This window comes from Variovorax sp. HW608 (genome assembly GCF_900090195.1).
Lineage (GTDB): Bacteria > Pseudomonadota > Gammaproteobacteria > Burkholderiales > Burkholderiaceae_C > Variovorax.
On sequence record NZ_LT607803.1, the window covers coordinates 955,441 to 968,568 of the forward strand.

Annotated in this window: 13 protein-coding genes; 8 read left to right on the forward strand and 5 right to left on the reverse strand. The window is 63.8% G+C overall.

Translation table 11 applies throughout. From position 1 onward, the window contains the following. The first annotated feature begins 12 nt into the window (after positions 1–12). From VAR608DRAFT_RS04330 to VAR608DRAFT_RS04355, 6 genes are read left to right on the forward strand one after another with little or no spacing between them, the layout of a single operon-like run. Positions 13–537, forward strand: a complete 525-nt coding sequence (locus VAR608DRAFT_RS04330) for a (2Fe-2S)-binding protein (RefSeq protein WP_088952944.1) — start codon at positions 13–15, stop codon at positions 535–537. Continuing rightward, positions 530–2,947: a xanthine dehydrogenase family protein molybdopterin-binding subunit gene (locus VAR608DRAFT_RS04335; RefSeq protein ID WP_088952945.1), complete on the forward strand. Its 2,418-nt coding sequence runs from the start codon at positions 530–532 to the stop codon at positions 2,945–2,947. Before VAR608DRAFT_RS04330 ends, VAR608DRAFT_RS04335 begins: the two co-directional genes overlap by 8 nt. Continuing rightward, a complete protein-coding gene (locus tag VAR608DRAFT_RS04340; protein ID WP_157730611.1) occupies positions 2,944–3,768 on the forward strand; it encodes an alpha/beta fold hydrolase in 825 nt (274 codons plus the stop codon). The genes VAR608DRAFT_RS04335 and VAR608DRAFT_RS04340 overlap by 4 nt, the downstream gene beginning before the upstream one ends. 29 nt (positions 3,769–3,797) lie before the next feature. Continuing rightward, a complete protein-coding gene (locus VAR608DRAFT_RS04345; protein ID WP_088952947.1) occupies positions 3,798–4,532 on the forward strand; it encodes an enoyl-CoA hydratase/isomerase family protein in 735 nt (244 codons plus the stop codon). Between the two features lie 7 nt (positions 4,533–4,539). Beyond that, positions 4,540–5,244: an SRPBCC family protein gene (locus VAR608DRAFT_RS04350; protein WP_088952948.1), complete on the forward strand. Its 705-nt coding sequence runs from the start codon at positions 4,540–4,542 to the stop codon at positions 5,242–5,244. 24 nt (positions 5,245–5,268) lie between these two features. Then, positions 5,269–6,285, forward strand: coding sequence for a Bug family tripartite tricarboxylate transporter substrate binding protein (locus VAR608DRAFT_RS04355; RefSeq protein WP_088952949.1), 1,017 nt, complete (start codon positions 5,269–5,271; stop codon positions 6,283–6,285). A gap of 96 nt (positions 6,286–6,381) precedes the next feature. On the opposite strand, the gene VAR608DRAFT_RS04360 is transcribed toward VAR608DRAFT_RS04355, so the two are convergent. From VAR608DRAFT_RS04360 to VAR608DRAFT_RS04375, 4 genes are all read right to left on the reverse strand, one after another. Then, positions 6,382–7,983 (reverse strand): methyl-accepting chemotaxis protein, encoded by a 1,602-nt coding sequence (locus VAR608DRAFT_RS04360; RefSeq protein WP_088952950.1) that lies wholly within the window; start codon positions 7,981–7,983, stop codon positions 6,382–6,384. Positions 7,984–8,105: 122 nt separating this feature from the next. Continuing rightward, positions 8,106–9,038 carry a LysR family transcriptional regulator gene (locus VAR608DRAFT_RS04365; RefSeq protein ID WP_088952951.1) on the reverse strand — a complete coding sequence of 311 codons (933 nt, stop codon included), beginning with the start codon at positions 9,036–9,038 and terminating at the stop codon, positions 8,106–8,108. A gap of 103 nt (positions 9,039–9,141) precedes the next feature. Next, positions 9,142–10,239: an aromatic ring-hydroxylating dioxygenase subunit alpha gene (locus VAR608DRAFT_RS04370; protein ID WP_088952952.1), complete on the reverse strand. Its 1,098-nt coding sequence runs from the start codon at positions 10,237–10,239 to the stop codon at positions 9,142–9,144. Positions 10,240–10,279: 40 nt separating this feature from the next. After that, on the reverse strand, positions 10,280–11,488 hold the full coding sequence (locus tag VAR608DRAFT_RS04375; protein ID WP_157730613.1) for an alpha/beta hydrolase family protein: 1,209 nt from the start codon (positions 11,486–11,488) through the stop codon (positions 10,280–10,282). Positions 11,489–11,543: 55 nt separating this feature from the next. On the opposite strand from VAR608DRAFT_RS04375, the gene pcaD reads away from it, so the two are divergent. Together pcaD and VAR608DRAFT_RS04385 are read left to right on the forward strand one after the other, a co-directional pair. Next, complete coding sequence (gene pcaD, locus VAR608DRAFT_RS04380) at positions 11,544–12,395, forward strand: 3-oxoadipate enol-lactonase (protein ID WP_088952954.1); 852 nt, start codon at positions 11,544–11,546, stop codon at positions 12,393–12,395. Positions 12,396–12,466: 71 nt separating this feature from the next. Beyond that, the gene (locus tag VAR608DRAFT_RS04385; RefSeq protein WP_088952955.1) at positions 12,467–12,676 is read left to right on the forward strand and encodes a hypothetical protein; all 210 of its coding nucleotides are present in this window, start codon (positions 12,467–12,469) and stop codon (positions 12,674–12,676) included. A gap of 6 nt (positions 12,677–12,682) precedes the next feature. Here VAR608DRAFT_RS04385 and VAR608DRAFT_RS04390 read toward each other — a convergent pair whose 3' ends face one another. Then, positions 12,683–13,126, reverse strand: a complete 444-nt coding sequence (locus tag VAR608DRAFT_RS04390; protein ID WP_088952956.1) for a Zn-ribbon domain-containing OB-fold protein — start codon at positions 13,124–13,126, stop codon at positions 12,683–12,685. Between the last annotated feature and the right edge of the window lie 2 nt (positions 13,127–13,128).

Below are 13,128 nucleotides of genomic sequence, written 5' to 3' on the forward strand. Positions count from 1 at the left end.
AGCCGAATCACTATGCCGTCCTCCCTGGTCACGGTTGAAATCAAGGTCAACGGAGTGATCCAGCTGCGCTCCATCGAGCCGCGCACCACGCTGGTGGACTTCCTGCGCGACCATCTTGGCCTCACCGGAACCCACGTCGGTTGCGAGCATGGCATCTGCGGTGCTTGTTCCGTCTTGCTCGACGGCGAGCCCGTGCGTTCCTGCTGCATGTTTGCCGTGCAGGCCGACGGCTTGTCGGTGACCACCGTCGAAGGCCTGGCGCCGCAGCGCGGGTGCCTGTCCAAGATCCAGGACGCCTTCTGCGAGACCCACGCGATGCAGTGCGGCTACTGCACGCCCGGAATGCTGGTCGCCTGCCATGCGTTGGTGGAGCGCACACCGCAGCCCGATGAGGCGCAGATCCGCGACGCGATCGGCGGCAACCTGTGCCGTTGCACCGGCTATCAACAGATCGTCGACGCGGTGAAGTTGGCCACATCGCCCGGCTACCAGGTCAAGGATGCTCGAGGCAATGGCACGGAGGCTTCGCATGGCTGATCCGAAGCACCCCGCCTACCAGGCCTTCAAGTACATCGGCCGACACCGCCGGGCCGTCGAGCACCGGCGCTTCGTGACGGGCAACGGCCACTATGCGGCCGATGTTGTCCCGCCGGGACTGCTTCATGTGGCCATCGTGGCCAGTCCGTATGCGAGCGCCCGGATTCTCTCGATCGATGCTTCGGTGGCGATGGCGATGCCGGGCGTGCACGCAGTGCTGACCGGCGAGGAGCTCAACGACGCCATCGACCCGATGCTGCCGGGCGTCGATGCGCCCAAGGTCGCGCGCTACCCGTTGGCGCGCGGCGTTGTTCGCTATGCCGGCGAATGGGTGGTGGCCGTTGTCGCGGAGTCTCGCGCGCTGGCGGAGGATGCCGCGGAGATGGTCGGCGTCGAGTACACGCAGACGCCGCACGTGGTCGATCCCGAAGCTGCCATGTCTCCAGATGCGCCCAAGGTGCACCCGGCACATGGCGGCAACATCATCTGGCAGCGCAAGTTCACCTGGGGCAGAGTCGACGAGCACTTCGCTGCCGCCGAACACCAGTTGAGCTACCGGGTGCGATGGGCACGCAGCTCCACCGTGCCGATCGAGACCTTTGTCGCGACCTGCAGCTGGAACGACGCCACGCAGATCCTGGATGTCTGGGCCTCGATCCAGATGCCCAAGTATCCGGACCTGCTGGCCAAATGCCTGCGCCTGCCGGGCAATGGCGTTCGCGTGCACTACGACGTCGATGTGGGCGGAAGCTACGGCGTCAAGCGGGGTCTCAAGCACACGATCCTGGTGGGCTTCCTGGCCCGCAAGCTGGGCCGTCCGGTGCGCTTCCTGGAAGACCGCCTGGAGAACATGCGTGGCGGCGACATGCAGGGGCCGGATCGCATCTTCGACGTCACGCTCGCATTCGACAGCGACGGAACGATCCAGTCGATGCGCATGCGCGCGATCGATGACATCGGCGCGTACTCGGGACGCTCCCCGCTGCAGCTTGGCAAGCCGGTGGGCGCGATCGTGGGGCCATACAAGATCGCCAGCGTCGAGTACGACGCCTATTCGGTGATGACGAACAAGACGCCCCAGGAAGCAGTGCGCGGCTTCGGTCAGGCGCCGACCAACTACGCCATCGAAACGGGGATCGACAGGGTCGCGCGCCATCTCGGGATGGACCGCGTGGAACTGCGACGCAAAAACCTCATCCAGAAGGATTCCTTCCCCTACCTGATCCCGAGCGGCACGTACTACGACTCGGGCGACTACGAAACAGTAATGGACAAGGCGCTCGCTGCGGCGCCGTATGACGAGTTGGTCAGGCAACGCGAGGCACTGCGGGCCAAAGGCTTGTTGGCCGGGATCGGCGTCTCCACCTGCCTGGAACCTTCGGGCGGCAACTCGGCCTTCGAGCCTCTGTTCAATCCGAAGAACGAAACCACGACCTGGATGGATTCGTGCCTCATCCGCATCGACCTCAGCGGTGCGGTGACTGCGTTGATGGGCACATCCACCTCCGGGCAGGCGCACGAGACGCTGGTGTCGACGGTGGTCGGCGAGGTGCTGCAGCGTGAACCCGACAGCATCCGTGTGCTGCACGCGGACTCGCTCAACTCGCTTCCCTCGAACAGCCCGGTGGGCAGTCGAATGGCCATCATGCTTGGGGGCGCAGCCGCCGGGGCCGCAAAGATTCTCAAGGACAAGCTGCTCGCCATCGCGGCCCACAACCTGCAGGCACCGAAGGGAGCATTGAGCTACGAGGATGGCAACGTCTTTCTCAAGGACGATCCTGCTCGCAGGATGCGCTGGGATGCACTGGTCGAGATCGCCCACCGCAAGTACCACTGCTTGCCCGAGGGCATGGAGCCCGGCCTGCAGGAGAAGTTCTGCTGGGAAGTACCCACGGGCGGAAAGATGCCAACCGAAGACGGGCGGGTGCAGATGTACCCCTGCCATTCCTTCGAATCCCACGTGGTGCTCGCGAGCATCGACCCCCAGACGGGCAAGACGCACCTGCATCGATACGCGGTCGGCCACGACTGCGGCGTCATGATCAGCCCCGACGTGGTCCATGGCATGACCTATGGCGGCGTCGCCCATGGCCTGGGCGCCGCACTGCTGGAGAAGTTCGCCTTCTCCGAAGAAGGGCAGTTGCTGTCGGGCACCTTCATGGACTATCTCCTGCCGAGTGCGGAAGAGGTGCCGTCAATCACCATCGTCGACCACTGCACGCCATCACCGCTGACAGCCTTCGGCCAGAAGGGCTCGGGGGAGGCCGGGTACCTCGGCGGCCCAGCCGTGATCGCCAGCGCGATCAATGACGCACTCGACCCAGTGGGCGCAAACATCAATGAACTTCCCATGACACCACAAGCCGTATGGCGCGCGCTGCGCGCGGCGGGGGTGAAAGAATCCCAATGAACAGCACCGACATCCATCGGCGCCGCGTGCGCGCCCACCACGGGGAGGTGGCCGTCCGCCTGCAGGGCAACCCGGAGAACCCGGCAGTCGTCATGACCCACTCCATTCTTTCGTCCGCTTCCATGTGGGGTGAACAGGCTGCGCTGCTTGCCGCTCAAGGGTGGTACGTGGTGCGTATCGATACCACCGGACACGGCGATTCGCCCACACCGACGGTGGAAGCAGTCACGATGGACGGCCTCGCATCGGACACCGTCGCGGTGATGGATGCGCTGGGCATCGCTCGGGCGCACTATGTTGGACTTTCCCTCGGCGGAATGAGTGGCTTCGGGCTGGGCATCCATCACGGCGCGCGAATCCTGAGCCTCGTGCTGTGCGATGCGCGGGCTGATGCGCCACCGGCGGTGGCCGCGCCCTGGGACGAACGCATCGCCCTTGCCGAGCGGCACGGGACCTGCGAGCCGCTTGCCGCGCCGACGATTGAGCGCTGGTTCGGCAAGGAATTCGTGACAGCGAACCGCAAGATCGCTGAGCGCTTTCAGGGCATCGCTGCGACCACCTCAGTCAAGGGATTCGTCGCTTGCGCCCGAGCGATTCAGGGTCTCGAGTACCTCGCGGACGCGGCAGGCATTGCGACGCCCGTGACCCTGATCGTCGGCTCGAACGATGGTGTGCTGCCCGATGCCATGCGGGACCTGCAGCAGCGCATTGCCGGCTCAGCGCTCGAGACGATCCCCAACGCTGGACATCTTCCCAATGTCGACCAGCCCGCTGCATTCAACGCAGCGCTGCTACGGCACTTTGAGCAGGTCCGCAAGTAATCCCTTCGCAACTCACCACGGAGACCTTCATGCATCCGCATCTGATCATCGAGCAGCAGGACCGCCTTCTGTCTGTGACCCTCAACCGCACCGAAGACAACGGCGTCTCGGACAGTATGGCCTCGGCACTGTCTCAATTGCTGGCAAAAGCACATGAGACCGCGGATGCCGTCCTGCTTCGCAGCGCCGGCCCGGACTTCTGCACTGGCCGCATCCGCGATGCGGGCACCACGCCACCCGCTTCCGAGGCCTACACCCGTCGCGACGAGTACGACGGGATCTTCGGCAGCTACCAGGCCATGCGGGGCGCGAAGGTACCGATCATCGGCGTCATCAAAGGCCGCTGCATGGGCTTCGGCACCGCCATCGCTTCCCTTTGCGATGTCAGTTTCGCCAGCGATACCGCCACCTTCAACATTCCCGAGATCGGTCACAACGTCATGCCGACGATGGTGATGTCGGCGGTGTACGACCGCATGAACCGGAACGCAATCCTATGGATGGCGTACTCCACCGACTTCATCGACGCGCAGCGGGCACTGGCCTATGGACTCGTGAGCCAGGTGGTCCCGGACGCGACGCTGGACGCGGAGGTGGCTCGCTTCGTAGACGTGCTGCTGTCTCGCCCGCGTCCCGCGATCCTGGGCCTGAAGGAGTACCTGCGCGTTGCGCCTCGCATGGACGAGCAGGGCGCCATCGACTACGCACGCAGTCTGCACTCCATGGTCAACACGGCCGCCGCCATGAAGAAGAACGCGCATTGAGGCGGTCATGGATATCACCGGAACCCAAACCATCGCAGCTCCGCGCCAGCGCGTCTGGGATGCGCTGAACGATCCTGACATTCTCAAAAGGAGCCTGCCCGGCTGTGAATCGGTCGAGCGTGCTTCCGACGAGGAATTCAAGGTGATCATGTCTGCGGCGATCGGCCCCCTGCGCGCACGCTTCAAGGGCCTGCTCAAGATGTCCGATGTTCAGGCGCCGGAATCCTGCACGATGGTCTTCGAGGGCCAGGGTGGCGCTGTCGGCTTCGGAAGGGGAAATTCCTCCGTCAAGCTGACTGAATCGAATGGGCAGACCGAACTCACCTATGTCGCCAACGCGCAGGTCGGAGGAAAGCTCGCACAGGTCGGATCCCGGCTTATCGACAGCGTCGCTCGCAAGATGGCCGATGACTTCTTCAAGGCATTCAATGCGCAGTTGGCCGGCGTGCCAGCTGCGGCGAAGAACGCTGTCGCCGCACCGGTGGCGGCGATAGTGAAGGAGCATGCCACCCAGCCGGTTGGCGCTTCCGTAGAGCAGCCGATAGCGCACGCAGCGGCAGGCGCTCCCTTCGTCCCCACGACGGCAGTTGTCGCTGCAACGCAACCCGATGCAAGCACCCCCATGGTGGTCATGGTCCCTGGTTGGTGGCTGGCCGTTTCCGCCGTCATTGGCTCGATTGCCACCCTGGCCGGCGCGCTGCTCGCACGCTGAACGGCGCCTTCTCCAAAGCTTGAGATGGAAACAGACAAGAAGCATCTCGGCATCAGACGGCGCACCCTCGTCTTCGCCGCCGGCGGCATGGGCGCCGCCGCTGGAACGCAGGCCCAGTTGGCTCAGTTGGCCCAGGGGCCACAGGGCCCCCATGTCGTGAAGATCATCGTCGGGTTCCCTGCTGCACAGGCCACCGACGTCGTTGCCCGGCTGCTCGCCGACAAGCTGCCGGCGGTGACCGGTGGCAACTACATCGTCGACAACAGGCCGGGCCGCGGCGGTAGCCTCGCGATGGGCGCGCTCGCGAGGTCACCCGCCGACGGAAGCGTCATGATGCTTGCGCACATGTCGGCTGTAGCGACCAATCCACACATGTACAAGTCGGTGCCCTATGATCCGTTGAAGGATTTCGAAGCCGTCGGCTTGTTGGCCGATCTCCCGTTCGTGCTTGTGTGCCATCCATCGATGCCGTTCAACACCATCGAGCAGTTGGTGCGCTACGCCAAGGAGAACCCCGGCAAGTTGACGAACGCATCCTCCGGCAACGGGACGGTCTCCCATCTGGCCATGGAAGATTTCAAGGCCCGCGCCGGCATAGACATCCTGCATGTGCCATACAAGGGCAGCGGCCCGGGACTTGCGGATGTGGTCGCGGGCCAGGTGTCCCTGGCTTTGGAGACTGCTGCGGCTGTGCAGCCGTTCATTCAATCCGGCCGCCTCAAGGCTCTCGGTACCGGCACCACCAAGCGCCTGAGCACGATGCCGAACGTGGTCCCCATCGCTGAACAGGGCTTCGAGGGCTTCAGTGCCGTCACATGGTTGATGCTTCTCTACCCCGCCGGCACCGACAAGCACTTGGTGTCAAACACATTTGCGGCGATGAACAAGGCTCTGCAGACGCCCGAGGTTGACGCCAGGATGCGGCAAATCGGTGTCATTCCGCGGTTCAGCGCCAGTACGGCTGAAGCCGCCGCGTTCATTGGCAGCGAGTACGCTCATTGGGGAGAGGTAGTCAGGCGCAGCGGGGTCCGACTCGACTAGTGAGATGGGAGCGCGCCTCAGCATGCGTTCTAGCGTGCCCAGGCCCACGCATGCCTGTGCTTTGGATCAACACGATGCCTGTTCTCTCGAAGAGGGCTAGGTCAAAAGGGCGCCCGCCTCGCCGCGCTCCAGCCTGAACACGCCCACGGCTTGCGCCAGCCGGTCCGCCTGTTCCTGCATGGACTGCGTGGCGGCGGCCGCCTCTTCCACCAGTGCCGCGTTCTGCTGCGCCACCTGGTCCATCTGCGTGATGGCCTGGTTGATCTGCTCGATACCCTGCGTCTGCTCGTGGCTGGCGGTGGTGATCTCGCCGATGATGTCGGTCACCCGCTTGACGCTGCCCACAATTTCTCCCATGGTCTTTCCGGCTTCGCCGACCAATGCGGTGCCGGAATGGACCTTGCCGACCGAGTCGTCGATCAGGCCCTTGATCTCTTTGGCCGCGGCCGCGGAGCGCTGGGCGAGATTGCGCACCTCCGAAGCCACCACCGCAAAGCCCCTGCCCTGCTCGCCTGCGCGCGCAGCTTCAACTGCGGCATTGAGCGCCAGGATGTTGGTCTGGAAGGCGATGCCATCGATCACGCCGATGATGTCGACGATCTTTTTGGAGGAAGCATGAATCGAAGCCATGGTCTCCACCACCTGGCTCACCACATCACCTCCCTTCACCGCCACTTCGGAGGCCGAGAGCGCGAGCAGGTTGGCCTGGCGCGCGTTGTCCGCGTTCTGCTTGACGGTGCTGGTGAGCTCCTCCATCGAGGCTGCGGTCTGCTCCAGCGAGCTCGCCTGCTGTTCGGTGCGCGATGAAAGGTCGTGGTTGCCCGAAGCGATCTCGCCGGACGCCGTGGCAATCGCATCGCTCGAGTGCTTGATCTGCACCACCACCTCCGTGAGCTGCGCCTGCATCTGCTTGATCGAATGCAGCACGCTTCCGTCTTGGGCCGAGCTTGCCTGCACGCCGACGGTCAGATCGCCTCCGGCGATGCGGCCCACCACCTCGGCGGCATAACCCGGCTCGCCGCCGAGCTGCCGCGAGAGCAGGCGGGCCACGACTCCGCCCAGGCCCACGCTGACGATCATGCTCACCAGCGCCACCCCCAGCATGAGCAGGCGAGAGGTCTTGTAAGTACTCTCCGCGTCTTCCATGCTCGCCTTGGCCTTACCGTCGGCGTAGGCCACCATTTTCGCCATCACCTCCTCCACCGGGCGCATCTCGTTGAGCAGTTGCGCGCTCTCCTCGGCCACACGGCCTTCGAATTGCGAGCTGTCCAGCGGCTGCCTGGAGATCAGCTCGACAAATTCGCCCAAGCGCTTGCCCGCCCGCTGAATGAGCGTCTCGTACTGCTGGTAGAGCCTGGTGCCCTCCTCGCTCGCGAGCAGCACCGGCTTGATCTCGGCCATGTACGCGCCCAGGTCTGCCCCGGCCTTCTTGAACTCCGCGATGCCGGCATTTCGCTCGCCCTTCGTGGAGGCCGACAGCAGGCCCATTTGCGCTCGGCCGCCGTAGGCGAGCTGGATGTTGGCCGCCTGTACCGCCCGGAGGGTGCGTATCTCGTGGTTGTAGAGCCGCTCGGTCGAGGCGTTGAGGCGGCCCATGTGAAAGATGCCGATCGCGCTGACCAGCGCACCCAGCATCGCGACCATCAGAAAGGCGAGGATCAGCTTGACGCTGACACGAAGTTCTTGAAACCAACGCATGTTCTTCTTCCTTCGAGGCCATCGAATGAGGCCGGACCAAGCGTTTATCGGCGCGACACGCCGGAACTTGAGAGCCGTCCAGCACTCGGCCCAGTCCCTACGTGCACCCGACTGGCGATCACTTACGCTTCGAGCCGGGCTTCCCAGGTGCCTTCATTGACCATGGTCGTGATCAGTTGCGCGCATGCCCGGAAGACCGCCGCCGCTGCCGAAGAAAGCTCGGTACCGGGAAACCGAGCCAGATAGATGGAGCGGCGCAGCTCCGGCTTGACGATAGGTCGTGACACGAGCTTCCCCAGAGCTCGCTCATCCACGGTGGCCATCGGCGGCAGCAAGCAAAAGCCTAGACCCTGCTGGGCAAGCGCCTTGATGGAAGCGACCGCGTCGATCTCGACGGACACCTTGAGCAACAAGCCATGCTGCTTTGCCAAGTCGTCCAGCTGATCGCGTACGCCGTAACCCTTGTGCTGGACGATCAGGGGCAGTTGCGCAACATCGCCCAGGCCCAGGGGGACGTCCGGCGGCAGGCGCCGCATGCTTTCAGGAGAACCGCACAAATCGAGGCGCTCGGACAGGATCTCCAGGAGCTCAAGCGACTTGACGGTCTTTGGTCGATACATCAGCGCAAAATCGACTTGACCCTTCTGGAGCCAGTCACTGACCACGCCCACCATGGGCTCAACGATGTGCACCCGGATGCCGGGGTATGTTTCCGCGACAAGGGTGACCAGGCGTGCACTCATGAAGGCGCTCAGCGTCGTGGAGATACCGACCCGCACCTCGCCCGCGGGCTCGTAGCCCGCCCCACGAACGAACTGGCGCAAATCCCTGAACTGGGCAAGCAGCGCAGACGCACGCTCAAAAAGCCGCTGGCCTGCCTCCGTGGGTCGCACGCCGCGGTTGTTCCGGACAAGCAGTGGAACTCCAATGTCCAGCTCGAGCGATTTGATGTGTTGCGTGAGCGCGGGCTGCACGATGTGAACCCGCTCCGAGGCCCGCGTCAGCGAGCCTTCCTCCACGACGGCGACAAAGATTTCGAGCTGGCGAAGGTTCATCGTCCGGACTTGCCACTATTGCGCGCCCGGGGTCCAGGCGAATGTCTTCCTGCTCGAATGATGCCAGACCGTGAGTTCCGCGTGTGCCCTCCTCCAACCGGCGTCACGCGCATGCCGGGTTGGCAATGGGAACGACACGAGCAGCGCGCGGCGAGGCTTCGGATTCGGCCTCGCTCGCCACCAGCTTCTGGAGTATGCGCCGCGCAGCGAGCGGTGCGCGGTCCACTCCAATGTGGATCATCGGGGCGCCGTGGAAAGGTCCCGTGGCAGACATCACCACGCTATCCGCCCGCCAGTTCGCGCTCTGATCCTCGATCAGCACCTTGTCCTCGAGAACGGTCCGATGAAACTCATCGAAGATGAAGCCGGTGACCTCGTCATCGTCCTTCTGAAAGTTCCGGAACATCGCCGAGAACTTGAAGTGCGAGTGCTCCGTTTCGGGCGTGCAGGGCCCAACTGCCGAGACCCGACACACCTGGGCAGGATCCTGGTTCCCCGGAAGTTCGAAAGTCATGTTCAAGCGGATGTTGCCGCCGGGCCAGAACCGCAGCACCTGGGTCCGCTTGACCACATCCCATCCCAGCACCTTGCGCCACACCGGCGCGGCGGTGATCTTGTCCCATGCGCGGCCGATCTCCACGTACGAGTCGGTGATCGTCACTTCTGGAGCGGTCATTGCGACCTCGGGCGTCCCTACGGTCTTCTGATGGACGAAGGTGACATGGGAAAGGTCCAGAACGTTCTCGATGTTGAACAGCATCGGCGCCCCGACGCGGAGCGCTTCCGCCGGCCGACCCACGTAGTCGCTCGAAGAACACACGTCCGAGAAGTCCGGTACCTCGCTCTCGCGGGCCAGTTCGGGAGCGCCGGGCCAGATCCAGATGAAGCCGTCCCGCTCGACAACCGGGTAGGACCTGATGCAAGCGCGAGGCGGAATGGATTGCTGATTCGGAATGGACGTGCATTGCCCATCGGCGGCGAACCTCAAGCCGTGGTAGCCGCACTGCACTTCGTCACCGACGATCGTGCCCAGCGACAGCGAAACTCTCCGATGGATGCAGCGGTCCTGGAGAGCCGTCACAGAGCCGTCGCTGCGACGGTAAAGAACGACAGGCTCGTTCAGAATGGTGCGCGCAAAGAGTCGCCCGGCGGCCACCTCATGCTGCATCGCGGCCACATACCAGAAATTGCGCGGGTACATGTCTGTCTCCTGTTCTTTTGGGGGGGGCTGTGGCCCTGGGTTAAAGATGCTTCTTCAGGAAGTCCGCGATGGCCGGGCGCATGATGTGCGAGCGGTCATGGCAGCAGTGGCCCGAATCGTCCCAGTTCATCACTTCGGCGCCATTCGCCAACTCCCTGACGAAACGATTCGCCTTCTCGATCGGCAGGCTGTCGAGCCCTCCGTGCGTCACGAAGACCGGGCACTTGATGTTCTGGACGTGCCCCTCCAGCGTCCACGACTTGAAGAACTCCACGGCTTCCGCCAGCGTCTCGGTGCCGCTCATCGCCAGCCCGGTCGCCGCGTAGATGCCGGTCTTGGTCGGCATGTCTTCACGGTCATACATCACTCCCCAGCAGGCCAGGGCCTTCAGGCGAGGTTCCACCGAAGCGGCCTTCGGCGCAAAGTAGCCGCCCATGCTTCGCCCGACGATGCCGATACGGTTCGCATCAATCTCTTCACGGGTCTCCAGGTAGTCGATCGCAGCAGCGATGCACGCCTCGAAATCCTGGATCAGGAGCATCTCGAATGCGGTCTCGCCTTGCCCCGGGCCATCGAAAGCGAAGGTCGCGATCCCCCGCTCGATGCACAGGTCGGTGAACGTGAAGTAGTCCTCCTTGGTGGTATCCGCGCCGCCCACGCAGATTGCTACAGGCGGATTGGTAACTCCCGCAGGGAGACGCAAGTGTCCAGCAATCTGGATGCCGCGGAATGGGAACACCACCCTTTGCACCGGGCTGTTCAGGAGGTGCGCGCCGCGCATGAATACCCGGTTCTTGTGCCCATGGAGCTCCCTCTTCAGCTCCGGGTGATAGTGCTGAAAGTACTGCGCGAAGTGGTAGTAGATCGACGAGCGCACGAAGTTCGCGGCGGCGGTGAGCTTGTGGCCGGCGCCCAGTAGCGCGTCGCCGCGTTGCTCGGCTTCCCGTGCAAAGTGCGCCCACGCATGCGGCCAATCGTCCCAGCTGGTGATCCTTTCCCGGATCTTCAGCAGATCGCGGTAGTGGACTCCGTCGGCGAGATAGCGATCGACACTGTCGTCAAGGACCTGGCGCGCAGGTGGATACTCAAAATATTGCATTTCACTTCCTCGGATATGGCATAGCGATGAGCAATTAGGCCTGACGAAAGCAAGCCGCGGCATCGTCTTTTTTGATCCGTGGCCATTGCCGCGCGCGATGCTTGCAGGTCCCTTCCCAGGCTTCATTTGCGAAGCCTGCTCATCGCGCACTGCTATCTCCGGCGATCACCAAGAATGATCATGGCAAGTGCGCAGTCGCCCTACGATGGTGACGTCCGAGCTTGAGCGAATTGGAAGCGCCTTGAACACCACACTGAACATCGAGACCGAAGCCGGCGTGTCGCTGCGCGTGAGCGGATCGCTGCTTCCCGACAGAGACACCATCGTCTTCAGCAACTCGATCGGCGCCGACATGTCCATGTGGGACGATCAGCTGGCTGCTGCCATGGAGTACGCGAATGTCGTGCGCTATGACCAGCGCGGGCATGGCGACTCCAGCGCGCCCGCGGGCCCGTATTCGATCGCCGAACTCGGACAGGACGTCATCGGAATCCTGGATTCGCTCCAGCTCGGCAAGGTGTTTTTCTGCGGACTCTCCCTGGGCGGCATCACGGGAATGTGGCTCGCCGTCCATCATCCGAACCGCTTTCACGGCTTCGTGCTGGCCAACACGGCGGCGAGCTTCCCCGTCCAGATCTGGCAAGAGCGGTGTGCGACGGCGCGCCGCTCCGGCTTGGAGCCGCTGGTCGATGCGACGCTGGCACGTTGGTTCACCAAGGACTGGGCTTCGCGCAACCACGAGGCGATCTCGCGCGTGCGAGCCATGATCTTGCGGACTTCGCCTGAGGGCTATGCAGGTTGCGGCGAAGCGCTGGCGGGGGTCAGTCTCGAGTCCGACCTCGACCAGATCTCCTCACCGGCTCGAGTGATCGCGGGCCGCTACGATCGGGCGACCCCGCCGGAGCGCAGCGAGGAGATTGCAAAGGCGATCCCGTGCTCCGACCTGGTCACCCTCGATGCGGCACACGTATCGCCGATCGAGGCAGCTTCTGCCTTCTCGGCAATTCTGCGGGATTTCGTCACCACGCATTCCCAGGCGTCGACCAGTGCCGTGTAGGGACCTGCCAAGCTGCGAAGCAGCCAGTTGACCACCCTGTATCGCTGATGGGCTGCGTCAAAGAGCGTCCTATGAATTCGACAATCAATTCGCAAGTGATCGTCTGCTACGAACTCTACTTCGAGTCTTTGCTGCAGCCTGGCCGGGGCTTGGCCTTTCCTTGTGACGCCGAAGGACATGTCAACATGGACGCCATGAGCGCGCGGGCGCGCAACAACTACCTGTTCGCCCGCGCACTCGTGGGGATCGAACTCGACATACCCCGGGTCCGAACGACCTGACGCCATTCATCCGCCGACCCCTGCCGCTTCGGCGATCGCCCGGGTCGCGTAGCCACGCGCCTCCTGGGCTTCGATGGTCGTGAACGCGAGCTCCGGCGCCGGCTCTCCCATGCGCCAGTACACCTCGACCTCCTGCCCGATCGCCAGGCGATCGAGCTCGGCCTCGACGATCACGCTCGTCAGTCGCACGCCCTCCTGCAACTCGATCACGGCCATGGCCAGCGGCTGGGGCAGCTTGCGCGGACGGGAGAACGCGTAGATGGTGCCGCGACCCGAACTCTGCTCCCACGAGGTCCGCGCGCTGCCGCAGAAGGGGCAATACGGTCGCGGATAGAAATGGCGTTCGCCGCAATCGCCGCAGCGCTTGAGAAGGAGACGGCGCTCTCGCGCAGCCTGCCAGAACTCCGCAACTTCGGGTGACTGCTCGATCGGATTCTTGTCGTGAGGCATTG

Excerpts from the sequence above, each read along its gene's own strand:
- VAR608DRAFT_RS04330 (WP_088952944.1), top strand. The coding sequence starts at position 13 with ATGCCGTCCTCCCTGGTCACGGTTGAAATCAAGGTCAACGGAGTGATC.
- VAR608DRAFT_RS04335 (WP_088952945.1), top strand. The coding sequence starts at position 530 with ATGGCTGATCCGAAGCACCCCGCCTACCAGGCCTTCAAGTACATCGGC.
- VAR608DRAFT_RS04340 (WP_157730611.1), top strand. The coding sequence starts at position 2,944 with ATGAACAGCACCGACATCCATCGGCGCCGCGTGCGCGCCCACCACGGG.
- VAR608DRAFT_RS04345 (WP_088952947.1), top strand. The coding sequence starts at position 3,798 with ATGCATCCGCATCTGATCATCGAGCAGCAGGACCGCCTTCTGTCTGTG.
- VAR608DRAFT_RS04350 (WP_088952948.1), top strand. The coding sequence starts at position 4,540 with ATGGATATCACCGGAACCCAAACCATCGCAGCTCCGCGCCAGCGCGTC.
- VAR608DRAFT_RS04355 (WP_088952949.1), top strand. The coding sequence starts at position 5,269 with ATGGAAACAGACAAGAAGCATCTCGGCATCAGACGGCGCACCCTCGTC.
- VAR608DRAFT_RS04360 (WP_088952950.1), bottom strand. The coding sequence starts at position 7,983 with ATGCGTTGGTTTCAAGAACTTCGTGTCAGCGTCAAGCTGATCCTCGCC.
- VAR608DRAFT_RS04365 (WP_088952951.1), bottom strand. The coding sequence starts at position 9,038 with ATGAACCTTCGCCAGCTCGAAATCTTTGTCGCCGTCGTGGAGGAAGGC.
- VAR608DRAFT_RS04370 (WP_088952952.1), bottom strand. The coding sequence starts at position 10,239 with ATGTACCCGCGCAATTTCTGGTATGTGGCCGCGATGCAGCATGAGGTG.
- pcaD (WP_088952954.1), top strand. The coding sequence starts at position 11,544 with ATGGTGACGTCCGAGCTTGAGCGAATTGGAAGCGCCTTGAACACCACA.
- VAR608DRAFT_RS04385 (WP_088952955.1), top strand. The coding sequence starts at position 12,467 with ATGAATTCGACAATCAATTCGCAAGTGATCGTCTGCTACGAACTCTAC.
- VAR608DRAFT_RS04390 (WP_088952956.1), bottom strand. The coding sequence starts at position 13,126 with ATGCCTCACGACAAGAATCCGATCGAGCAGTCACCCGAAGTTGCGGAG.